The organism is Pantoea allii (assembly GCF_002307475.1).
Lineage (GTDB): Bacteria > Pseudomonadota > Gammaproteobacteria > Enterobacterales > Enterobacteriaceae > Pantoea > Pantoea allii.
In genome coordinates this window covers 15,187-39,070 of record NZ_NTMH01000011.1, presented here as the reverse complement: position 1 = coordinate 39,070, position 23,884 = coordinate 15,187, and the positions used below count along the sequence as shown (strand labels likewise).

The window sequence follows — 23,884 nt, the reverse complement described above, 5'->3', positions numbered from 1 at the left end:
GCAGATAAATAACAGCAGGAGAAGATCTATGCGTTTTAATCCGATTGTAACTGGGCTGCTGGCGGCAACGCTGTTCAGCGCCGGTGTGGCTCAGGCAAAAGAACTGAAATCTATTGGTGTAACCGTAGGCGATCTGGCTAACCCATTCTTTGTGCAGATCACTAAAGGTGCAGAGATGAAGGCGCGTCAGCTGGCCGGCGACAACGTTAAGGTCACGCTGGTCTCGAGCGGCTACGATCTCGGACAGCAGGTCGGTCAGATTGACAACTTTATTGCTGCCAAAGTGGACATGATTATCCTGAATGCCGCCGATTCAAAAGGGATTGCTCCCGCCGTTAAGCGCGCACGTGACGCCGGTATTGTCGTGGTCGCGGTGGACGTTGCCGCAGATGGTGCTAACGCCACCATCACGTCCGATAACACCCAGGCCGGTGAAATGGCCTGTAAATACATCGCCGATCGCCTGAAAGAGAAAGGCAACGTGGTGATTATTAACGGACCGCCTGTTTCGGCAGTACAGAACCGCGTCGAAGGCTGCATGACCGAGCTGAAACGCCATCCGGACATCAAGCTGCTTTCCTCTAACCAGAACGCCAAAGGCAGCCGTGAAGGCGGACTGGAAGTGATGACCGGCCTGCTGTCGGCAAATCCAAAAATCGATGCGGTGTTTGCCATTAACGATCCTACCGCTATCGGCGCAGACTTAGCTGCAAAACAGGCGCAGCGCAAAGAGTTCTTTATTGTCGGCGTGGATGGTTCGCCGGACGGCGAGGAAGCGCTGAAGCGTAAAAACTCGCTGTTTGCCGCCACGCCAGCACAGGACCCGCAGGTGATGGCAGCCAAAGCCGTTGAGATCGGTTACGACATTCTTCAGGGCAAACCGGCCCCGGATAAACCGGTACTGATCCCGGTGAAGTTAATCGATCGTAATAACGTCAGCAGCTACAAGGGCTGGACAGTGAAATAAACCGGCGCGCGGCACCTCAGGGTGCCGCTTTAACGGGAGAGCTGAGGATGCAACGCTCCGAAGTGAATGTGTTTTTGCAAAACACGCGAGACTTTTTTACGCGTCAGGATGTCCATCTGCCGCCCTGGGCGGATTACGATATCCGTCAGTGGCGTCAGCAGCAGTGTGATATGGATGAAATTGTGGCGTTACGTCTGGGCTGGGACCTCACCAGCTTTGGCGCCGATGATTTTCTGCAAACCGGCCTGACGCTCTTCACCCTGCGCAATGGCTCACCGGGCGGAAAGCCCTGGCACAAACCCTATGCTGAAAAAGTGATGCATGTGCGTGAAGGGCAGGTGACGCCGATGCATTACCATCCACGAAAAATGGAAGACATTATTAATCGCGGTGGCGGCAATCTGATCGTCGAGCTTTACAACCGTGAAGGCAATGAAAAAGCGAGCACGCCGGTCACGGTGTCGCTGGATGGCATCAGGCAAACCCATGCTGCAGGGTCACAGCTCCGGCTGTCACCTGGCGAAAGCGTCACTCTGATAGCCGGTGTCTGGCACAGTTTCTGGGGCGAAAACGGCTTTGGCGATGTGCTGGTCGGGGAAGTCTCGATGCCTAACGATGACGATAACGACAACGTGTTTCTGACGCCGCTGGCACGCTTTAACGCCCTCGACGAGGATCAGGAGCCGCACCGGCTGCTCTGCAACGACTATTCCCATTGGCTCAATCTGAGGAGTGAATAATGGCATTGATCTCTCTGGCACAAGGGCTGGCTCATGCACAGCAAAATGGGTACGCACTGGGCGCGTTTAATGTTCTGGACAGCCATTTCCTGCGCGCGCTGTTTGCGGCTGCCGGGCAGCAACGCTCACCTTTTATTATCAACATTGCAGAAGTGCATTTTAAATACGTCACCCTCGACCAGATCGTTGAGGCGATAAAGTTTGAAGCCGCGAAGCACGCTATTCCGGTAGTGCTCAATCTGGATCACGGTTTGCACTTCGAAGCGGTGATGCAGGCCATCCGCCTGGGCTTTACCTCGGTAATGTTCGACGGTTCGACCCTGAGTTATGACGAGAACATTCGCCAGACCCGCGAGGTTGTCAGGGCGGCACATGCCGTGGGCGTGTCGGTTGAAGCGGAGCTGGGTGCGGTAGGGGGAGATGAAGGTGGCGCGCTCTTTGGGGAGGCCGATAGCGAAAAATTCACCGATCCGCGCCTGGCCGCCGAATTTGTCCGCGAAACCGGCATCGATACGCTGGCGGTTGCCATTGGGAATGCCCACGGCAAATACAAAGGCGAACCCAAACTTGATTTTGACCGGCTGGCCGCCATCCGTCAGCAAACCGGCGTGCCGCTGGTGCTGCACGGCGGATCGGGCATCAGCGATGCGGATTTCCGCCGGGCTATCTCGCTCGGTATTCATAAAATTAACTTTTATACCGGCATGTCCCAGGCGGCACTCGACGCGGTAGAGCGCAGTCTGGCATCACGCAATACGCGTTATGACGAGTTTGCTGAACTGCTCATGGCGGTAGAAAAAGCCATTTGTGAGACGGTCATGCAGCAAATGAAGATTTTCGGCAGCGTAGGGCAGGCATAGATGAGCGCGCGGCGCGGCATTCTGGCCGCTGGCGTGATGCTGGTGGATTATGTCCACCGCATTAGTCACTGGCCGGAGCAGGGCTGGCTGGCGGAGGTGCAGCATAGCGAAAAGGCGGCAGGTGGTGCGCCGCTTAACGTCCTGCTTACCCTGTCGCGCATGCACTGTCAGCTTCCGCTGGTGGCGATCGGCCTGTTAGGGAATGACGCCGACGGTGACTATCTGCTGACCATCATGCAGGAGGCGCAGATCGATCATCGCTGGGTGCAGCGCACCAGTCATAAGCCCACCGCGATGACGCAGGTGATGACGGCACCGGATGGGCAGCGAACGTTTTTCTTTTCACCCGGCGCGAACGCCCTGCTGGACAGGCCCCATTTTGCGGCCGTTGATGACGCACAGCGCATCTTCCATTTAGGCTATTTACTGCTGCTTGAAACGCTGGATGGCGCAGACAGCGAATTTGGTACGCGCAGCGCCCGTTTACTGGCCCAGATGCAGCAGCGTGGCTATTTTACCTCTCTGGATTTAGCCTCACGCGTGGGTGATTATCGTCCCCAGGTGCTGCCCGCACTACGCTGGCTGGATTATCTGATCATTAACGAACTGGAAGCACAGGCGCTGTCAGGTATTGTGTTGCGTGACAGTCAGGGGATTCAGCCACCGGCGGCTTTTGCAAACGCCGCACAGTGGCTGGCCGGGCAGGGCGTGCGCCAGCGCGTGGTCATTCATGCGCCGGAAGGTGCATGGGGTCAGGAGGTGGGCGGCGAGGGCATCTGGCAGCCAGCATGGCAACTGGCACCGGACGACATTGTTGGCAGTGTAGGAGCCGGCGATGCGTTTTGCGCGGGGGTGCTGTTTGCCAGCCATCAGGGCGATGACATGCTGTCGACGCTGCAACTGGCTCACACCTGTGCCTGCTTTAACTTACGCGCGGCGAATGCCATCGATGGCATTCGTCCACTGACCGAGATGCGGCAGTGGATGGCTCAGGCCGTTTGCGTCGAGAGCCGCAGACCTTCAGGTTTCACCACGTCCGCTGAAAAAACATAACCCAGCCCGCGAATCGTGCGGATCAGGCCGGGTTGATGCGGGTTCACTTCGATTTTACGGCGCAGCCGCATAATCAGAACATCGATAGTACGGTCAAACACATCCATGCTTTCGCTATGAGTGAGTTCCAGTAACTGATCGCGCGTCAGGACCTTGCGCGCATGTCGTACCATGGCGCGCAGCAAGGTGTATTCACCCTGGGTTAAGGTCACGGTTTCACGCTGCGGATTCAGTAACTGGCAGCGCGCCTCATCAAGCAGCCAGCCATTAAAACGCCATCCTTCATGGTCACCTTCCGGCGTCACGACGCGCCCGCTACGCCTGAGTGCAGCGCGCGCCCGCGCAACGACGACGCGGGGGTTGAAGGGCTTGGCGATATAATCATCCGCTCCCATCTCCAGGCCCACCACCATCTCCGCTTCCGATCCCATCCCGGTCAGCATAATCACCAGAATGTCCGGCCGCTGACGCTGCAACTGCTGCAGAACCAGCAATCCATTGGTGTCGGGCAACATCATGTCCAGCATCACCAGTGAAATTTCCGGGCGTTCGCGCACCATCGCGAGGGCATCTTTTCCCTGATGACAGCGATAAACCAACAAACCATGTTCACTGAGTGCGTCCTGCAACAGATCGCAGACAGCATGATCGTCATCCACCACCAGAATTGCTGGCTTCATCGTGTGACCTCAATGTTACTGAAGGGTTAAATGCGAGTGTACACATTCCAATACTGTCTGCAGGTTGATGCTGCTGAAACGTGACCAGCGTCGCCTGGCAAGGTGCTAAACCGTGCGTAAGCGCAGAATTTCCCGGAGAGTGAACCGTGCAGGAAAACGATTGCGCTGTTAGGGGGCAATGCACCATAATCGCGCCCTGATTCGGTTCAGAATTATCTTAAGGCTCGCTTGCGCTCACCCAGGTAATCGATTGCGTGCCAGGCTGGCACAGCAATTGCTTAAGCCTTTGCAATTGCTCACGTGACTAAGGAAAGCGAAAACAGTATTTCGGGTGGCCGGGCTGGCATGCGACAGCACTGGCGATCCCTCAGTATCACAACAAACAGCATGACCATAACTTTGGCAAGAGAGCGCGCACCTAAGTGACGTCTCTATCATCGAGAGATAATGATGTTAGAAAAACTATTTAAATTAAAAGCGCACAACACAACCGTACGCACTGAAATCATCGCAGGGATTACCACCTTCCTGGCGATGGCCTACATTCTGTTTGTTAACCCCAGTATTCTGGGCGCAACCGGCATGGATAAAGGTGCCGTTTTTGTCGCGACCTGTCTGGCAGCTGCGATTGGTTCTGTATTAATGGGGCTGATTGCCAACTACCCGATTGCGCTGGCACCGGGGATGGGGCTGAATGCCTTTTTCACTTATGCCGTTGTCTTGCACATGGGCTATAGCTGGCAGATTGCGTTAGGTGCGGTGTTCCTGTCCGCCGTGATCTTCTTTGCCTTATCCATATTTAAGATTCGCGAATGGATTATTAACAGCATCCCGCTGCCGCTGCGCGCAGGTATTGCCGCCGGGATCGGGCTTTTCCTGGCGATTATCGCGCTGGAAGGTGCCGGAATCGTGGTGGATAACCCGGCCACGCTGGTGGGGATTGGCGATCTGACCAAGCCGGGACCGCTGCTGGCGATGTTAGGTTTTATCATCATCGTCGTCCTGGAAGCGCGTCGCGTCACAGGGGCCGTATTAATTGGCATTTTGCTCATTACCTTTATTTCCATGGGGATAGGCCTGACCAAATTTGGTGGTGTGTTTTCTGCACCGCCTTCAATCGCGCCAACCTTTATGCAGTTGGACATTGCCGGAGCCTTTAACGTCGGCTTAATTAGCGTGATTTTTGCTTTCTTGTTTGTCGATGTGTTTGATAACACCGGCACACTGCTGGGCGTGACCAAACGTGCCGGGCTGGCTGACGAGCAGGGCAACGTGCCTAAGATGGGGCGCGCGCTGGTTGCAGACAGTGCTGCCGCGCTGTTTGGTTCTCTGCTGGGGACATCTACCACTACCAGCTATGTCGAGTCTGCCGCTGGCGTCAGCGCAGGCGGACGTACCGGTCTGACGGCTGTGGTGGTTGCCGTTCTTTTCCTGCTTGCGCTGTTCTTTTCTCCCCTCGCGTCAAGCGTACCGGTTTATGCCACCGCACCGGCGTTACTGTTTGTCGCTGTTTTGATGACGTCCGGGTTGGCTGAAATTGACTGGAAAGATATCACGACTGCCGCCCCTGTGACGGTAACCGCACTGACGATGCCGCTGACGTATTCTATTGCCAACGGTATCGCGTTTGGCTTTATCACCTGGACCGTGGTTAAGTTACTCAGCGGGCGCACCAAAGAGATTAATGTTGCACTGATTATTCTTTCTATCTTATTTGTCATTAAACTTGGCTGGCTGAGTGCCTAATTAATCAGACCGTTACAGTATATTGAATATGCTGTAACGGTTTTAATGCGGCATGCCAAATTAACGGGTGACGGTTATTCACGGTTATCTTCAATCCTTGTGCGCTCCCTTCCAGATCCTCTCTGAACTACCTTTTCTTCACGCCGCTGTCCTTTTATCCTTTGATTAAACATTGCGAATAAAGGAACGAGTTGACTCTCTTTTTATTTTTCCTTTTTATTCAATCAGGTAATGTTTATTGCGCGAGACTTTGCTTCAATAACAGTGAAGCAGGTTGGAACTTACATTAATGGATTGAGTTAATCCGCCTGTCAGGAAAAAATAATGGGCAATCTGTATGGAAAACGGAATCGCGGTAATCCGCATTTGACCCTCAGTCATCGCTGGACAGGAGGCAGAAAAATGGAAAATTTTGAGATGCGCTTTGAGCGACTTGAAGCCGACAATCATCAAATAAAAATCGATCTGGCGCTTTTTAGTGGGCGCGCCATGGCGTTTGCGACTAAAGACGATCTTGAGCGTCTGCGCTCGGAGCAGACTGTGTTTCATGTTGAAATACGTCAGCGATTTACTCAACTGGAAGATAAAGTTGAACATTTTAGCATCAGGTTTGCCGATGTTGACGGCAGGCTGGTCAGCATTGAGAGCAAACTGACTGAAATCGATGGCATATTATTCAACTTTGCTAATCGATTTAATCTTATCGATATCCAGTTCAGCGTGATAAATGCGAAGTTTGATGATGTTTACAAAAAATTCGACGTTATTGATGTGAGATTTAACGGTATTGAAGCACGTCTTGACGGCATTGATTTCAGGCTTAATGGCATTGATATCAGACTTGATGGCATCGACAGACGACTTGATGCCATGGATCATCGATTCGACAAGATTGACGAAAGATTCGATAAACTGGATTTAAAATTTGAAAGCCTGAATAACCGGCTTATCTGGACGTTAATGGTCCCGGCTATCCTTGCTGTATTTGCCTGGTTCATCAATACTGCCGTATTAAACGCGGCCTGAATCAGCATAACGTATTCAATGTAGAGACGGCATTAATGTGAAATGCATTCACACTTAATACCGTCTTTTTCATCTTTTATCGTTTAACGGAACGGTGGTTCGTTAAACGTGCGTAACTTACGTGAATGCAGCTTATCACCTTCAGCCCGCAATAATTCCACGGCACGAATACCAATCTGCAGATGTTCTGAAATCGCACCATCGTAGAAGCGGTTTGCCTGACCGGGCAGCTTGATCTCGCCATGCAGCGGCTTATCTGAAACACAGAGTAATGTGCCATAAGGCACCCGGAAGCGATAACCCTGCGCGGCAATCGTCGCACTTTCCATATCGACGGCGACGGCACGGCTGAGGTTAAAACGCAGGGCAGAAGCCGAATAGCGCAGTTCCCAGTTGCGATCGTCAGTCGTTACAACGGTTCCGGTGCGCAGGCGTTCTTTGACCTCTTCGCCCGGCATACCGCTGACCGATTTGGTTGCGTCATACAACGCCCGCTGAACCTCAGCGATGCTTGGAATCGGGATATCGGGTGGCAACACGCTGTCAAGCACATGGTCATCACGCAGATAAGCGTGCGCCAGCACATAGTCACCGATACGCTGGCTTTCACGCAGGCCACCACAGTGCCCAATCATCAGCCAGGCATGGGGACGAATAACGGCCAGATGATCGCAGATGGTTTTGGCATTGGACGGACCGACGCCGATATTAATCAGGGTAATGCCCCGGCGGTTGGGTGAGGTCAGGTGCCAGGCGGGCATCTGATGCTTCTTCCACGCTAAATCAGACAGCATCGCTTCGTTGTCTTCCGTACTGGCTGTCAGAACGACATCACCTGCGCAGACAAGACTGTCAAAAGGCGTCGAAGGATCGCGAACCTGCTCAATGGCCCAGCGAACGAATTCGTCTACATAGCGCGTGTAGTTGGTGAACAGTACAAACGGCTGAAAATGCTCAACGGCGGTGCCGGTATAATGGCGCAGGCGGGCGAGTGAAAAGTCAGTGCGCAGCGCATCGAAGTGAGAAAGAGGGAAGGTGGCATCGGCATGAAATAAACCGTCTGCCGTTTCATCACCAATCTGCGACAGCTCGGTGGTGGGAAAATGGCGGGCAATACCGGCGCTCATGGTGCGGTCCAGCGACAGGTCAGAACCGTCAATGACGTAAGGATAAGGGATTTCCTGACGCGAAGGACCGACGTCGATTTCTACCTCATACTCTTTTTCCAGCATAGCAAGCTGCTCAGAAATGTAATGGCGCAGCAAAGCCGGGCGCGTAATCGTAGTGCTGTAACTGCCTGTGTGAGTAAAACGTCCCCAGGCGCGGGTACGATTCTGCTGAGGGCCATCGCCCTGCCATGTAATACGTAATTCAGGATAAACAAACAGACCTTGCGACCGGGCAACGGGATCAGGTAACGATCCTTCTTCCGTGTAGGCTTTTATCGACGCGCGCAGGGCATTCACTGCATCGTCATACATCTGCTCAAGCGTATCAAGCGCCTGCTCGCGTGTAAGATTTTTCCGTTGGGCGGGCATAACTTCTCCTTTCACATGCTTACGACAATTTCCTTCAGCTTAGCGGGTTTAACGAAGGATTTGGTGAAGAATCTATGATCGCGCGCATTTTACTGCTGCGAGTTATAGGCGAGGCTTAACGCTGGCGCGATGGGGTAAGTGAAAATGCAGATAAACCCGACCATTACATCAGGTTATCCGCACAGAAAAGGCATTCTTCCAGGGATTATTGCGTGCCGGATGCGACAACGCGGCGATTTAAATGGGTGGGAGGCAGAGATAAAAAAAGTGTGTAACCATGATTTAACAGGAATGCAAAACGTTTTGCATATTTGCCCGCAGGCTACCATCATTAGAGTTATTCCCCCGACTTCTTCATATTTGGTACTCCTTTGCAAAATCCCGGCGTAGCAGTGGTGCAGGCGATTAAGCGCACGGCGTGGTATCCCAAACGTCGTTCCTACCGCACGCTGTACTGGCGTGAAATTTCGCCGCTTGCAGTTCCTATCTTTTTCGAAAACGCCTGTGTGCTGTTAATGGGTGTGTTGAGTACTTTCCTGGTCAGTTGGCTGGGTAAAGAGGCGATGGCAGGCGTGGGCCTGGCTGACAGTTTTAACATGGTCATCATCTCCTTTTTTGCCGCCATCGATCTCGGTACCACCGTGGTCGTCGCTTTCAGCCTTGCAAGGCGCAACGGCAAGCGGGCCCGCGCCGCCACGCGCCAGTCTCTGGCCATGATGACGATTTTGGCGCTGGTGCTGGTCATTGCTATCGAATTCTGGGGCCACCTGATCATTGATGCTATTGCGGGCGCTGCCGAACCAAAAGTTAAAGCTTTAGCACTGAGCTATCTCCAGGTTTCCGCATGGAGCTATCCGGCAGCGGCAATCACGCTAATCGGCAGTGGCGCGCTGCGTGGGGCAGGGAATACCAAGATCCCGATGCTGATTAATGGCGGGATGAATATCCTCAATATCATGATCAGTAGCGTACTCATTTATGGCTGCTTTTCATGGGATGGACTGGGGTTTGTCGGCGCTGGATTAGGGTTAACCATTACCCGCTACATCGGCGCTTTCGCCATTATTTATGTGCTAATGATTGGATTTAATGCTTCGCTAAAAATCACGCTTTCCAGTTATTTTCGTCGCTGGAACAGCAGCATCTTATATGAAGTACTGAGCATAGGCGTGCCTGCCAGTATCGAATCCGTGCTGTTTAACGGCGGTAAATTGCTGACTCAGGTTTTTGTCGCAGGCATGGGCACCAATGAAATTGCCGGTAATTTTATCGCCTTCTCTGTCGCTTCATTGATTAACCTGCCGGGTAACTCTCTGGGTTCAGCGTCAACCATCATCACCGGAAGGCGGCTGGGCAAATACCAGGTGTTTCAGGCTGAACGGCAGGCAAAGCATGTCTTTTGGCTGGCCACGCTCTGTCTGTCATGTATTGCTGCGCTTACCGTACCGCTGGCAGGTTTACTGGCCCGTTTCTACACCAGCGATCCCGACGTCATCAATGTGACTAAACACCTCATCTGGCTGAATGCCTTGTTCATGCCAATATGGGCCGCCTCGTGGGTTCTTCCCGCCGGTCTCAAGGGCGCGCGTGATGCCCGTTACACAATGTATGTCTCCATGTTCAGCATGTGGTGTGCCAGAGTTGTTGTGGGCTACCTGTTGGGCATTGAACTGGGGATGGGCGTGACTGGCGTCTGGCTTGGCATGTTCCTCGACTGGATGGTGAGAGGGCTCTTTTTCTGGAGACGATTCAACAGCGGTAAGTGGTTGAACAATTACCGTAAGATGATTGCCAAAGCCCAGCAGTCGTGATTTCTGCGCACACCGCGCTGGCTAACGCTGGTCTGTGTTGGCGTTCAGCGTAACGCTTGCGGCTTCCTGTTTTCGTCCGTCCAGACGTCACTTCCCGCATCCATACTTTCATTTAAAATCGGCCCTCAGGCGTTATCCCTGCGGGCCTGGCTGGTCTGTAACAACTGACGCGATGCCGTTTAATTTCCCATAACAGTTGCAGAAAGACGCTATTAATTGTTCAGGTTATTAAGATAATTCTTAAATTAATATAAGTCCTTGTTTTTAACTCATTGAATTTAAATAAATTAAATGAATTAGGATTTATTACTTATGGGTAAAATTTGACTTAATTACGATTTAATACTTAAAAACGCTTCCCCGGCGCGCCCATTATCCTGCTTTCCAGACATAATTTCTTCATTAAGCATTCGTTATGCTAATGTTTACAGGCTTAAGCGGAGCGGGAGGCAGCCCGAATTCGCGGTTTTTAGCCATTTTGATGGCAATATTCTCAGGCCAGGATGAAGTTTGCGTTAACCATAAATATTAGTTTTATTACTGATTAGGATGTGTCTGAGCTATGTTGAAATTTTGCAGGCATTATGTAAAGCTGTGTAAGATGTTAATAAAAGGAAAAGAACTTTACACAGGCGAGCAGGATGTTCAGGCTCGTGCGGTAGCTATGGTGCTGCAGTTTAATTTGTAAGCCATTGATTTATTGCTATTTGTGTGAGATCGACTGGAAGTTAAGCAGGATGTTGCCATTCTCCCCACACTTATAACGATTAATCAGCCTTGCAAAACTTAACGATTCAGCAATATGAATTGTTTGCGCGTAAGAGTTAACCAGGCTGTCTTAATGACGTTTGCGTTTAGGAATTTGTCAGTTTGCTGAATGTTTAATCTTACATTTAGCCGTCTTGTTCCGGTCATCAGGTTTTTATGAGCAGTTTCTACACTGTTCAATCTCATCGAATATAAATTTTACACTCAATAAATTATCTTATTCAGGCAAATTGTTTTGTTAATCAGGATGTTGGCTCCAAATGGCGGCCAGCATACCTCGTATGACGACATGGTTTGCTTAACACCGGCCAATGGCCACTTTTTGGGTATTAATGGAACTAAATATGAAGAAAATGGTGAACTTTCGAATTGCATTAAGCCTGATGTTCGTTTTTGCTGTTGCAGGCTGTAAAACACCGCCAAAAATGACGGATGACACAATGGTGACCAGCACGGTTGATGGCACCACCTTGATGCATCGTCATGCCATTGCTGCACCCGCTCAGTTTTCTGCCTTGAATGAAACCTATCGCGCCTTGTATCCGGCGTCCGTCATGACGCGCCCGGATTTCAGCGGCAAAGTGGTTGAAACCCTAAAAACCGGTGAAAGCTATACCGTTGTCGGCCAGGTTGAAAATAACTGGCTGGCATTGGGTGAAGACGCGCAGGCCGAAGCCGCACCCGCACCCGCACCCGCGCCAGCTGCCGATGCAAAAGCAGCTGATAACAAAGGTGCCGCTGCTCAGGCCCCAACCAGCGCTGTAAAAGTCATTGGCTATGTGCCGTTCCGTGCCGTGGTGAAAAGCGATATGTACGATCAAACCGTTAAAGCTGACCAGCCAAAGCGTCGTGTGCGTGCCGCTGCCAGGAAAAAGACCTGTGTGTCAGTCGATGGCAACAGTCAGGCGTGCCAGAACAAAAATAACGGTACCTGGATCATCAACTAAGTCAGGGGCAGGGAGGGACAGAAATGGCACATACCTATTTACGCGCTGGTCTGAAAATATGGCTCTGGCCCTTCCTGCTACTCTTGCTGACGGCATGCAGTAGCAGTAAGCCTGATATCGCGCGCTACAACCTGAATTTTCAGGCGCATCCACAAATCAATGGTGGCGCGCCGTTGAAAGTCCGGGTGATGTTACTGACGTCGGATGCGGAGTTTATGTCCGCTGACTTTTTCACCTTACAGAATCAACCTGCTACCGCGCTGGGAAATACGCTGCTTAACAACCAGCAGTTTTTCCTGATGTCCGGTCAGCTCACTAAAACGCTGAGTGCCAAAAGTCTTCCTGAAGCACGTTTCATCGGCATCATGGCGGAATATCAAAAGCTGGATGGCAAAGTGTGGCGGCTGGCGTTGCCTTTTCCTGACAGCGACAGCAGTTCGTTCTGGCAGTTCTGGAAGAGCAATGATGGCGAGTTAAACGCCAACATTATCGTAGACGATGCCGGCATGCGTCCCGTTAAGCAATAAAACCGTCTTCAAAGGATGATTATGAACAGAGCCGAAAAGGTTGTTTGGGCGGAAGGGATGTTTTTACGTCCCCACCATTTTCAGCAGGCAGAAAACTTTCTGCAAAACGCACTGCGTGAATGGGGCCAGTCGCAACGTCCTTACGTTTGGGGATTTTTCGATCTCGAATTTGATGAAGCTCTGTTACGGCAGGGTAAACTGGCGCTCAGTGCTGCCAGCGGATGCTTGCCAGATGGTACCTTTTTTTCCTTCAGCCAGCCGCAACACGGGCCTGCACCGCTGGATGTGCCGGGCAATATAGACCGCGCTAAAGTGGTCCTGGCGATTCCTGCTCGCCGTAACGGACGTGAAGCCGTGACCTTTCAGGATTCACCGGATTCGCTGGCGCGCTATCTGGCCTGGGAAGCGGAAGTTGAAGATGATAATGCGCAGGCTGTCGGGACGGCCACCGTCCAGTTTGGCAAGCTGCGCCTGCGTTTGATGCTGGAGCAGGATCTGACCGCAGAATGGACAGCGATGGGCGTTGCCCAGATCGTTGAAAAACGCAGTGACAACCACATTCGTTTAGACAATGACTACATTCCCCCCACACTTACCCTTGCTGGCAGTCGTCCGCTACAGAGCATGATGACCGACCTGCACGGCATGATTCAGCAGCGTAGCCAGCAGTTAAGCCAACGTGCACCCGGCACAGGCCGTTTTAACAGCGCAGATATGGTGGATTTTATGCTGCTGGCGCTGCTCAATCGCCAGTTAGGCCTGCATGCGCATCTGCAACACCTGCCGCTATTGCATCCCGAAACCCTCTACAGCCACTGGCTGCAGCTGGCTGCTGAGCTGGCAACGTGGACGGAGGCTCGCACGCCAGATGCTTTTCCCCTCTACGACCATGATGACCTGCAGGGCTGTTTCTCGCGCCTCACGCTGTTGTTGCGCCAGGGGCTGTCACAGGTCATGGAAGAGAGCGCTATCCAGTTACCGCTGACCCAACGCTCACACGGCCTGAATGTCGCAACCGTGCCGGATAACAGCATGGTGCGCGAGTTTGGCTTTGTGCTGGCAGTGAAAGCCAGTGTGCCAGCGGAAGCCCTGAAAACGCATTTCCCGGCGCAAATGAAGGTCGCTCCGGTCACGAAAATTCGCGACCTCGTGCAGTTGCAGTTGCCTGGCCTTGCCCTGAAAGCCATGCCGGGCGCGCCGCCGCAGATCCCATGGCATGCAGGTTACAGCTATTTTGAGTTGGATAAGAACAGCGAGCTGTGGCAGGAGATGGAACGATCGGGTGCCTTCGCGCTGCACCTTGCCGGTGATTTTCCGGGCCTGAACATGGAGTTCTGGGCCATTCGCAGTCAGTCAGAATAATTCAAACTGAGCAGGCATGATGCAGGAACAAAATAAACCGAACAGTGATGCATTTCAGCAGGATCTTAGCCATCAGAATATTTTGGTGGCAGCCGCTAATCCGCTGATTAACGCGATTCCACAGATTCGTCACTCCGTGTCGCATGACGATCCCGCACGTCTACGTCAACAGCTTATCGACCAGATCCGCCGTTTCGAGCTGGCGTGCCAGCAGTCCGGCCTGAGTTATGAGGTGATCGTAGGCGCACGTTATTGTTTGTGTACTGCACTTGATGAAGCTGCAGCACTGACGCCCTGGGGAAGCCGTGGCGTGTGGACCAGTAATGGCTTGCTGGTGACCTTCCACAATGAAACCTGGGGCGGTGAAAAGTTTTTCCAGTTGCTGGCGAAGCTTTCGCAAAATCCGCGTCAGCACATCCTGTTACTGGAGCTGATCTATTTCTGCTTACTGCTTGGTTTTGAAGGGCGCTATCGGGTTTTAGATAATGGCCGTTCTCAACTGGACACCATTAAACAGCGTCTGTTGCAGATGATTCGAAGCGTCAGGGGCAGCTTTGCCGCTGCGTTATCGCCGCATCCGACTGACCAGCCAGTGTTGCGCAAACTGTGGCGACCGATGATTCCGCTGTGGGCCTGCGCGGCGCTGGCCGGTCTGGCTGCCTGCCTGTTCTATATTGTGCTGAACTGGCGTCTGGGGGATTACACCTCGCCAGTCCTGGCAAAAATTTATCAGACGACGCTGCCAGAAGTGCAGATCCGCAATCCGGCACCGCCGCCGCCGCCGTCCCTGAATCTGAAGTCCTTCCTCAAGCCTGAAATCGACGAAGGCCTGGTTGCCGTGCGCGACGAGGCAGATCAAAGCGTGGTGACGCTGAAAGGGGATGGCCTGTTCGCATCCGGCTCGACAGAGATTCGCGGACGTTATGACGCCGTCATCCAGCGTATTGCTGAAGCCATGAATAATGTCAGTGGGAAAATTCTGGTGGTGGGCTACAGCGATAACGTTCCGATTCGCAGTGCACGATTCGCGTCCAACTATGAGCTGTCACTGGCGCGAGCCCAGTCCGTGCAGACCGTGTTGCAAAAACAGTTGGCTAAACCATCACGCGTTAAAGCGGAAGGGCGTGGCGAAACGCATCCGTTGGTGCCGAATAACAGTGCAGAAAACCGCGCACGTAATCGTCGTGTCGAGATTACATTGCAGGTCGCACCTGATACGACGCAAGCTGAACTCAACGGCCTGGCGAGAGGGAACTAATCCATGCTGAACGTACTATTTGCGGTACTGACCAGCCGTCTGGCCTGGGGTTTTGTCGGTATTACCGCGTTATCATTTATTATCTGGGTTATCGGCCCGGTGTTCTCAATTGTGGATTCTCGCCCGCTGGAGTCTGAACAGAACCGCATGATCAGCATTGCGCTGCTCTACGTCGTCTGGGGCCTCAGTCAGGCGATTCCGCGCGTTTACAACTACTGGCTGAACCGGAAACTGATGTCCAGCCTGGAGAGTAATAAGTCGGATGCGCCGGAAGAAGACCGCAAGCGTCTGACCAGTGAAGATCAGGTGCTGGCGACTCGTTTCTCTGAAGCCACAGAGATGCTTAAAAAAGCACACTTTCAGCGTCAGAGCAGTAAAGGTGCGCCTTTCTGGGCACAGCGCTTCAGTCATCAATATCTCTATCAACTGCCGTGGTACATGATTATCGGCGCACCGGGTGCCGGTAAAACGACGGCCCTGGTGAATTCCGGGTTGCAGTTCCCACTGGCGGATAAGTTTGGTAAGGCCGCACTGCGCGGGATTGGTGGTACGCGTAACTGCGACTGGTGGTTTACTAACGAAGCCGTGTTGCTTGATACAGCAGGACGTTATACCACTCAGGAAAGCCAGCAGGAGCGGGATGCCGGTGAATGGCATCAGTTCCTTGAACTCCTGCGTAAATACCGTGGACGCCAGCCGGTTAACGGCGTCATCGTGACCTTGAGTGTGGCGGATCTGTTATCCCAGTCACCTGAGGCCATGCGTAATCAGGCGGTGGCGTTGCGCCAGCGACTGATGGAGTTGCATGACCAACTCGGTATCCGTTTCCCGGTGTATGTTCTGGTTACCAAAACCGACCTGTTAAAAGGCTTCCGCAGCTATTTTTCCAGCCTGGACAAGGCACAGCGCGAGCAGATTTGGGGCTTTACCTTCCCTTGGGCAAAAGCATCAACGGCAGACTTTGAACTCAGCAGCCAGTTTCAGCAGGAATATTCGCTGCTGCAACAGCGACTGGATGCGGGACTTGCTGATGTCCTGTTGGCGGAAAGTGATGCTCAGGCTCGTGCCGAAAGCTACCTGTTTCCACAGGAATTTGCCGCGCTTCGCCCACAGTTGGCCGAAGCGTTGGATATCCTGTTTGCACGTTCCGATTTTGAAACCCAGTTTGCGCCGCGCGGTATCTACTTCGCCAGCGGTACGCAGGAAGGATTACCCTTTGACCGCGTGATGGGTGAACTGACCCGCGCGCTGCATCTGCCGGGCCAACAGCAAGGGGAATCTGGCAGTTGGGACAAGGTCGATAAAGACGCACCGATTCCGCAAAACAAAGGCCAGAGCTTTTTCCTTAAGGGCGTGCTGGAAAATGTCATCTTCCAGGAGTCCGGTCTGGCCGGCAGTAACCGCTGGTGGGAATTACGTAACCGGGTGGGCTTGTGGTCTGGCTATGTTGCGTTACTGGTCATTGTACTGATTGCGGGTGCACTGTGGTTGGTGAGTTATAACAAAAACAAAACCTACCTGCAGGAGATGGCCGCGAAAAGCCCACAGGTTGAGCAACTGGGCGACAAGCTGCAAAAAGAGGTGAATGGCAACCTGTTTGTGTTGGTGCCTTATCTCAACACGCTGCTGCACCTTCCTGAAAGTGAATCCTTTTCTCTGGATCATCCCCCGCTTACGCGCCGGATGGGCCTGTACCGCGGAACGGAAGTCAGTGATGCCACCCAGGCCTTGTATGACCGGGCGCTGAAGCAGTTGCTGATGCCACAGGTTGCACAGAACATTACCCGCTGGCTGCGCAATGACACCGGGAGTGATGCCGACTACAGCTATGAAGCGCTCAAGGCTTATCAGATGCTGTACCAGCCAAAACACTACGACGGTAAATTTCTCCAGGCATGGATGATGTTAAACATTTCTCGCGAATTGCCGCAGGACGTGACCCAGGCAGAAGTGAAGCAACTGGCGTGGCATCTGCAGCAGCTCCTGGAGACGCAGATTCAGTCCTCGCCGTATGCGAAGGATGATGCGCTGGTAAAGCGCGAGCAGGCGCTGATTAGTCAGATGCCGCTGTCACAGCGCGTTTACGGACGCCTGAAACGCCTGCTGGAACGCGATGGCTCACTGTCACCGGTTACCCTGTCAGCCCTGGGCGGGCCACAAAGTGAACTGGTGTTTTCACGTAAAAGCGGTAAGTCAGTCAACGACGGCGTGTCCGGGCTCTTTACGCCAGACGGTTACTGGAACCATGTTGATAAACAGATCGCGCCGGTGACGGATGCGCTCTACAAGGATGATACCTGGGTGCTGGGTGCCGAGACAGCCCATGAAGACAGCAAACAAACCGACCTTGCGGTGCGCCAGCTGTATATTCAGGACTACATCCGTCAGTGGGAGCAGTTTCTCAGCGACATTCAGCTCAACAGTAATGCCGATCTGACGCAGCGTATTAATACGGCACGCCTGCTGTCAGGCAATCATTCACCGTTGCGCCAGTTGGTGATTAACCTGAGCAAACAGCTCACGCTGACCCGCGCACAGCCTGAAGACAAGAACGCAAAAGACCCGTCTGCATCTTCAGATAACAGTGCGACCCGAACGCTACAGGCGCTGTTTACTTCGCCACGTACCAACGGTGAACAGGCAGCCGTGCAGCAAACGCCTGAGCAAGCGGTCACCGCGCATTTTGCGCCGATTATTGAACTCGCACAGCCCTTGCAGCAAGGCAGCAAAGTGCTGGCCGTCGATGATTTCCTGAAGCAGATTGACGATCTTTATCGCTACCTGACTGCCGTGCAGGATGCCGCCAATAGCGGTATGCCACCGCCGTCTGGTGATGCGATAAGCCGTCTGCAGGCCAGCGCCGGACGCTTGCCTGGCTCGCTGCAAAATATGGTGTCCGGTATGGCTGTCGGCGCCAGCAGCGATGCACAACGTCGCGATATGGATAATGTCCGTAAACGCATCACCATGGAGGTGGGCAGTTTCTGCCGTCAGGCTATCGCAGGTCGTTACCCGTTGGTGCGTAATGGACGAAGCGAAGTCACACCGGATGACCTGGCGCGCATGTTTGCCCCGGGCACCGGACTGATGGACAGTTTTTTCCGTGACAATCTGGCCAGCAAAGTGGATACCACGCGTGCCGCATGGCGTTTCACGCCCGGCATTGACGGTAAAACGTTACCCGGCGGCGAAGCCTTACTGCGTCCTTTCCAGCAGGCGCAGTCGATTCGTGATGCCTTCTTTGCCAATGGCGCTACCACGCCATCCTTCCGCGTGACATTGCGTACGGTGAAGATGGATAACGATATCCTGAATATGACATTGGACGTGGATGGACAGATTTTACGCTATAGTCATGGACCACAGGCTGTGCAGTTAGTGAGCTGGCCCGGTCCGGGCGGGACAAGTCAGGTACGTATGCAACTGGGTCTGACGAATGGCACCACCTCGACGCTGACCACCAGCGGCCCATGGGCGCTTAATCGCTTCTTTGACCGCGCGCGGGTAACGTCGGTAGGTGGGCTGACTCGCGAAGCCAGCTTCAGTGTGGATGGTCATAATGTGACGCTGTCATTCACACCTGGCAGCATTCGTAATCCTTTCCAGCTACCCGCATTTAGCTGTCCCTGAAACAGGATCTGACTATGACCCATTACGCAGCACCTGGCTGGTACGGTAAACTGCCCAGTTCGGGTGATTTTGTGAAACGACGCTTTCCCGATACCTTGCAGCGCCAGTGGTCTAACTGGTTTCAGGTGGGATTGCATCACTGGCAAACCAGTGCTGAAGGCGAAAATGCCCCCTCACGGGCTTTTCTTAAAGCGCCGGTGTGGAACTTTGTGGTGCCGCCCATGCTCGGCACACAACTGATCCAAATGGGTTGTCTGACGGCCGCACGTGACAGCGTGGGACGCCATTATCCCCTCTGCGCCTTACGTTATTTTACGCCGACCGAATGGATGCCTTCATTACTGGCACGCACGGGCGACTGGTATCACCAGATGGGGAATACCTTGTTGCGCGCGGTGCAGGATGGCGGAACACCCGAGCAGTTCGACCAGGCGCTGTTGAGTATTCCACTGCCTCAGCCTCAGCAGGACGAGGAGTCATCGGATATTCTGGCGGTTATCGGCAGCGGAGAACAAGATTCAACACTGAGCTGGCATTTGCCGTCACAAAGCTTTGATCCCCAGTTCCAGACCAGTTTCTGGTGGACGAATCAGAGCGATGGCTTCCCGCTTTATACCCATGTCCACAGTGGAAACTTAACGGCGCAGTTATTTTCACTGTTGTTTGATCCGGCGGGCGGTGCAAAGCCGGGACGAAATGGACTTTATCCTCCTATGTTTGAATCCTGAGGCGAAGCGGATGAGTATTGATATTGACACCTTGCTGATACCGGTAAGCCACGATAATCCGTGCGGTGAAAACCTGGAGTACGATGCGGATTTTCAGGCGATGGAACAGGCCAGTGTGGGGAAAGGCGAACAGCAGTTCGGTAACACTATTATCCCGGCTGAACCCGCCGACTGGAATAAAGTGGAAAAGCTGGCGCTGGAGCTACTGACCCGCAGCAAAGATTTACGCGTCATGCTGACGCTGACACATGCCTGGACGCGCCTCAAAGGGCTGCCAGGTTATGCCCAAGGGCTACAATTGATTGAGCAGGCCATGCTGCAGTACTGGGAGCCGCTCTGGCCCCGCCTCGAAGAAGATGGCGAGCATGATCCTTTTTATCGCATCAATGCGCTCGCGGTGCTGGGCGATCAGTCGGCACTGACCGGCGCGGTGCGTCAGTCATGGCTCATGCGCTATGCGTCCGACGGTATTACACTGCGTGATGCCTCAGCCCTGTGTGACGGCAGCAAAACAGAGGTGGCCGACTACCCAGGTGGGCTGCCACGTCTCAATGACGAACTGGCGCGCGGCGAACAACCGGGCATTGCGGCAATCCAGAACATTGCCGAGCGTTTGCAGAATATTCGCCGCATTGTGGTGGAAAAACTGGATGAAACGGCCTTACCGGATATGAGTCAGCTGCAGCGCAGCATTGCGATGCTGAATGAGCGCTGCCAGGCCACGGATATCGAATCATTACATTCACTGGCGGCTGCGGTGCAGTCAGCACCGGAAACCGAGCGTCAGGCCAGTCCTGCCGCCCCGCGTGCCGCGACTGACTGGCGCAGTGCTCAACTGAATTCTCGGGCAGAAGCCCAACTTATGCTGGAAAAAGTCAAACAGTACTTCAGCCAGCATGAGCCGAGTCATCCGGCGCCGCTGATGATAGACAGGGTACAACGCCTGATCGAACTGGATTTTTTGGACATCATTCGCGATCTCGCGCCCGATGGTGTACATCAGTTAGAGAACATTTTTGGACGCCGCGACTAAGCTAACAGTCAAGCCTTTACGCAGCGAGACCTGCGCGCCTCCTGCGAGCCTATACCCGCGCATTATTTATGGAGAGAACCATGCCAACAATGAAGTCCAGTGGGCAGAAATTTATCGCCCGCAATCGCGCGCCCCGCGTTCAGATTGAATATGACGTGGAAGTTTATGGTGCCGAACGCAAAATTCAGTTGCCATTCATCATGGGTGTCCTGGCCGATTTAGCCGGTAAACCGCTGGAGCCGCAGGCCAGCGTTGACGATCGTAAATTCATGGAAATCGACATCGACAATTTCGATGAGCGTATGAAAGCCATGAAGCCACGCGCCGCATTCCAGGTAGACAACACGCTGAACGGCGACGGCAAACTCAACATCGATCTGACCTTTGAAAGCATGGACGATTTTTCTCCAGATGCCATTGCCCGCAAAGTAGACCCGTTGAACAGTCTGCTGGAAGCACGCACCCAGCTCTCGAATCTGCTGACCTATATGGACGGCAAAAACGGGGCTGAAGAGCTTATCGGTAAGATTTTACAGGACCCATCACTGATGCAGGCGCTGTCACACGTGCCTAAGCAGCCCGATGCCCCTGAAGGTAAGGAGGAGCAGTAATGAACCAGACTTCTCAACAACCGCAATCGCAGGGCGGCGCCAGCTTTAGCCAGGATGAATTCAGTGCGTTACTGAACAAAGAATTCCGTCCTAAAAGCGATCAGGCGCGTGAAGCGGTAGAAAGCGCGGTAAAAACGCTGGCACAGCAGGCGCTGGAAAACACCGTTACGATGTCCAGCGATGCCTACCGCACGATTCAGGCGCTGATCGCTGAAATTGACGAAAAGCTGTCTCAGCAGGTAAACAAGATTATTCACCACGATGACTTTCAGAAGCTGGAAAGCGCCTGGCGCGGTCTGAGCTACCTGGTGAACAACACTGAAACTGATGAAATGCTCAAGATTCGCTTTATGAGTATTTCTAAGCAGGAACTGAGCCGCACGCTGAAACGTTATAAAGGCGTGGGCTGGGATCAGAGCCCGCTGTTTAAGAAAATCTACGAGCAGGAATATGGCCAGTTTGGTGGTGAACCCTTTGGCTGCCTGGTTGGCGATTACTATTTCGATCACAGCCCGCAGGATGTCGAGCTGTTGGGCGAGATGGCACGTATCGGTGCTGCGGCCCACTGTCCGTTTATCACCGGTACGGCCCCAAGCGTTATGCAGATGGAATCCTGGCAGGAACTGGCTAATCCACGCGATCTGACCAAAATCTTCCAGAACACCGAATATGCTGCATGGCGCAGCCTGCGTGAGTCGGAAGATGCGCGCTATCTGGGCCTGGTGATGCCGCGTTTCCTGTCTCGTCTGCCTTACGGTATCCGCACCAATCCGGTTGACAGCTTTGATTTTGAAGAGCAGACCGACGGTTCCGATCACGGCAACTACAGCTGGACTAACGCAGCCTATGCGATGGCGGCTAACATCAACCGTTCATTTAAAGAGTATGGCTGGTGCACATCGATTCGTGGCGTAGAGTCGGGCGGGGCAGTGGAAGATCTGCCGTGCCACACTTTCCCAAGCGATGACGGCGGTGTGGACATGAAGTGTCCAACGGAAATCGCCATCAGCGATCGCCGTGAAGCCGAGCTGGCAAAAAATGGCTTTATGCCATTAGTTCACCGTAAAAACTCCGACTTTGCGGCCTTTATTGGTGCGCAGTCGCTGCAAAAGCCAGCGGAATACCATGATGCTGATGCCACCGCCAACGCCCGTCTGGCCGCGCGCCTGCCTTATCTGTTCGCCTGCTGCCGTTTCGCTCACTACCTGAAGTGTATTGTGCGTGACAAAATTGGTTCTTTCCGCGAGCGTGACGAAATGGAACGCTGGCTGAACGACTGGGTGATGAACTATGTCGATGGTGACCCGGCTAACTCTTCTCAGGAAACCAAATCACGCAAGCCACTGGCTGCTGCAGAGGTAAATGTGGAAGAACAGGAAGATAACCCAGGCTATTACGCTGCGAAATTCTTCCTGCGCCCGCATTACCAGCTGGAAGGATTGACCGTATCACTGCGTCTGGTATCAAAACTGCCCTCGCTGAAGTCGAACGAAAACTAATCGTTAAAACATGAGGCACGCCCTGCGGGGTGTGCTCTTTTTGTCATAACGCACTGTACTGCTGCATGAAGGCAAGCTGTTTAGTAAAAATGGCTGGCTTACGTTTTACCCCACATTTTAGCAATATCGCTTGGGACGAAGCGGAATAAACCTTTTCCGAAAATGGTGTTTGTCGCGAAGAGTGTCGCGCTTTCTTCGTGCATTAGTCAGTATAATGTTCCGCCTGCCTTTACGTTATAAATAACGGCGGTGTGAGCACAACGGATGAAATAATTATTACAACCAGTTTGTCGGTGTTCAGGCTTATTTCAGCAGCGTAATCTGGATGAAACAGAGTGCACAACATAATGGTTTCACTCTATAAGTGTCGTTGCCTTTTGCACAAAGACCTTAATTTGAAATACCCATACAGCAAAAAAATCTCCTGCTATTGCGGTTAATTGTGGTGGGATCTTTCGGGATGCCTGTAGCAACACCCGAAGTCGAGGCAAAAGTAAAATATGGACTGTTTTATTCAGCCCCATGCTTTTCTCTTTGCCATATAGATGCTTTTTCGAAAGCGACAACTTTTTCCATAACGAAGAGTAAATATTATGGCTATTGATATGTTCATGAAAGTAGAAGGTGTTACCGGTGAATCAAAAGATTCAAACCACTCTGGCTGGACTGATATCACTTCCTTTTCATGGGGAGCGTCTCAGCCCGGCAATATGAGTGTTGGCGGAGGTGGTGGTGCAGGTAAAGTCAATTTCAACGACCTGCATGTTAATGCGCTTGTTGACAAATCAACCACAGCAATCCTGAAGCATTGCGCAAGCGGTAAGCACCTCACCAAAGTTGAATTATCTGTTTGTAAAGCAGGTGGTCAGCAAGTTGAGTATACGCGTATCACACTAGATGATGTCCTGGTAACCTCAGTACAGTATACCGGTGCTGATAATGGCGACACCGTGGGTGTGACTTATGCTTTCCAGGCATCTAAAGTGAAACAGCAATACTGGGAGCAGACTTCTGCTGGCGGTAAAGGTGCTGAAAGTAGCGCTGGCTGGAACATTAAAGAAAATAAAGAAGCGTAATATAGATAAGGCCTCTTTTAAAAG

The 23,884-nt window shown here is 52.9% G+C and carries 19 protein-coding genes; 17 read left to right on the top strand and 2 right to left on the bottom strand.

Going from position 1 to position 23,884, the window contains the following annotated elements:
• The first annotated feature begins 28 nt into the window (after positions 1 to 28).
• From CMR03_RS03115 to CMR03_RS03100, 4 genes are read left to right on the top strand one after another with little or no spacing between them, the layout of a single operon-like run.
• Entirely contained in the window at positions 29 to 967 is a 939-nt protein-coding gene (locus CMR03_RS03115) for an ABC transporter substrate-binding protein (protein WP_063880076.1), read from the top strand.
• 47 nt (positions 968 to 1,014) lie between these two features.
• Entirely contained in the window at positions 1,015 to 1,707 is a 693-nt protein-coding gene (locus CMR03_RS03110; RefSeq protein WP_063880075.1) for a D-lyxose/D-mannose isomerase, read from the top strand.
• A complete protein-coding gene (locus CMR03_RS03105) occupies positions 1,707 to 2,567 on the top strand; it encodes a ketose 1,6-bisphosphate aldolase (protein ID WP_096010745.1) in 861 nt (286 codons plus the stop codon). The genes CMR03_RS03110 and CMR03_RS03105 overlap by 1 nt, the downstream gene beginning before the upstream one ends.
• A complete protein-coding gene (locus CMR03_RS03100) occupies positions 2,568 to 3,620 on the top strand; it encodes a carbohydrate kinase family protein (RefSeq protein ID WP_096010744.1) in 1,053 nt (350 codons plus the stop codon).
• Here the strand turns inward: CMR03_RS03100 and CMR03_RS03095 are convergent.
• Complete coding sequence (locus CMR03_RS03095) at positions 3,557 to 4,300, bottom strand: response regulator (protein WP_096010743.1); 744 nt, start codon at positions 4,298 to 4,300, stop codon at positions 3,557 to 3,559. The genes CMR03_RS03100 and CMR03_RS03095 overlap by 64 nt on opposite strands.
• A gap of 447 nt (positions 4,301 to 4,747) precedes the next feature.
• Between CMR03_RS03095 and CMR03_RS03090 the strand changes: the two genes are divergently transcribed.
• On the top strand, positions 4,748 to 6,046 hold the full coding sequence (locus CMR03_RS03090; RefSeq protein ID WP_208625002.1) for an NCS2 family permease: 1,299 nt from the start codon (positions 4,748 to 4,750) through the stop codon (positions 6,044 to 6,046).
• A gap of 402 nt (positions 6,047 to 6,448) precedes the next feature.
• Positions 6,449 to 7,072: a hypothetical protein gene (locus tag CMR03_RS03085; protein WP_244181327.1), complete on the top strand. Its 624-nt coding sequence runs from the start codon at positions 6,449 to 6,451 to the stop codon at positions 7,070 to 7,072.
• Positions 7,073 to 7,155: 83 nt separating this feature from the next.
• On the opposite strand, the gene CMR03_RS03080 is transcribed toward CMR03_RS03085, so the two are convergent.
• Positions 7,156 to 8,610 carry an AMP nucleosidase gene (locus tag CMR03_RS03080; RefSeq protein WP_063880069.1) on the bottom strand — a complete coding sequence of 485 codons (1,455 nt, stop codon included), beginning with the start codon at positions 8,608 to 8,610 and terminating at the stop codon, positions 7,156 to 7,158.
• Between the two features lie 395 nt (positions 8,611 to 9,005).
• On the opposite strand from CMR03_RS03080, the gene CMR03_RS03075 reads away from it, so the two are divergent.
• From CMR03_RS03075 to CMR03_RS03025, 11 genes are all read left to right on the top strand, one after another.
• Positions 9,006 to 10,421, top strand: coding sequence for an EmmdR/YeeO family multidrug/toxin efflux MATE transporter (locus tag CMR03_RS03075; protein ID WP_063881201.1), 1,416 nt, complete (start codon positions 9,006 to 9,008; stop codon positions 10,419 to 10,421).
• A gap of 1,100 nt (positions 10,422 to 11,521) precedes the next feature.
• Entirely contained in the window at positions 11,522 to 12,136 is a 615-nt protein-coding gene (locus tag CMR03_RS03070; protein WP_096010937.1) for a hypothetical protein, read from the top strand.
• 23 nt (positions 12,137 to 12,159) lie between these two features.
• Complete coding sequence (gene tssJ, locus CMR03_RS03065; RefSeq protein ID WP_096010740.1) at positions 12,160 to 12,663, top strand: type VI secretion system lipoprotein TssJ; 504 nt, start codon at positions 12,160 to 12,162, stop codon at positions 12,661 to 12,663.
• A 21-nt stretch (positions 12,664 to 12,684) separates the two neighbouring features.
• Positions 12,685 to 14,025, top strand: a complete 1,341-nt coding sequence (tssK, locus tag CMR03_RS03060) for a type VI secretion system baseplate subunit TssK (protein ID WP_063880066.1) — start codon at positions 12,685 to 12,687, stop codon at positions 14,023 to 14,025.
• Positions 14,026 to 14,041: 16 nt separating this feature from the next.
• Positions 14,042 to 15,283, top strand: a complete 1,242-nt coding sequence (locus CMR03_RS03055; protein ID WP_063880065.1) for a DotU family type VI secretion system protein — start codon at positions 14,042 to 14,044, stop codon at positions 15,281 to 15,283.
• 3 nt (positions 15,284 to 15,286) lie between these two features.
• The gene (gene tssM, locus CMR03_RS03050; protein ID WP_096010739.1) at positions 15,287 to 18,913 is read left to right on the top strand and encodes a type VI secretion system membrane subunit TssM; all 3,627 of its coding nucleotides are present in this window, start codon (positions 15,287 to 15,289) and stop codon (positions 18,911 to 18,913) included.
• 14 nt (positions 18,914 to 18,927) lie between these two features.
• On the top strand, positions 18,928 to 19,641 hold the full coding sequence (tagF, locus tag CMR03_RS03045; RefSeq protein WP_063880063.1) for a type VI secretion system-associated protein TagF: 714 nt from the start codon (positions 18,928 to 18,930) through the stop codon (positions 19,639 to 19,641).
• A gap of 10 nt (positions 19,642 to 19,651) precedes the next feature.
• A complete protein-coding gene (tssA, locus tag CMR03_RS03040; RefSeq protein ID WP_063880062.1) occupies positions 19,652 to 20,674 on the top strand; it encodes a type VI secretion system protein TssA in 1,023 nt (340 codons plus the stop codon).
• Between the two features lie 80 nt (positions 20,675 to 20,754).
• Positions 20,755 to 21,285 (top strand): type VI secretion system contractile sheath small subunit, encoded by a 531-nt coding sequence (gene tssB, locus CMR03_RS03035; RefSeq protein WP_063880061.1) that lies wholly within the window; start codon positions 20,755 to 20,757, stop codon positions 21,283 to 21,285.
• Positions 21,285 to 22,784: a type VI secretion system contractile sheath large subunit gene (tssC, locus tag CMR03_RS03030; protein WP_096010738.1), complete on the top strand. Its 1,500-nt coding sequence runs from the start codon at positions 21,285 to 21,287 to the stop codon at positions 22,782 to 22,784. Before tssB ends, tssC begins: the two co-directional genes overlap by 1 nt.
• 593 nt (positions 22,785 to 23,377) lie before the next feature.
• Complete coding sequence (locus CMR03_RS03025; RefSeq protein ID WP_096010737.1) at positions 23,378 to 23,860, top strand: Hcp family type VI secretion system effector; 483 nt, start codon at positions 23,378 to 23,380, stop codon at positions 23,858 to 23,860.
• The last annotated feature ends 24 nt before the right edge of the window (positions 23,861 to 23,884 follow it).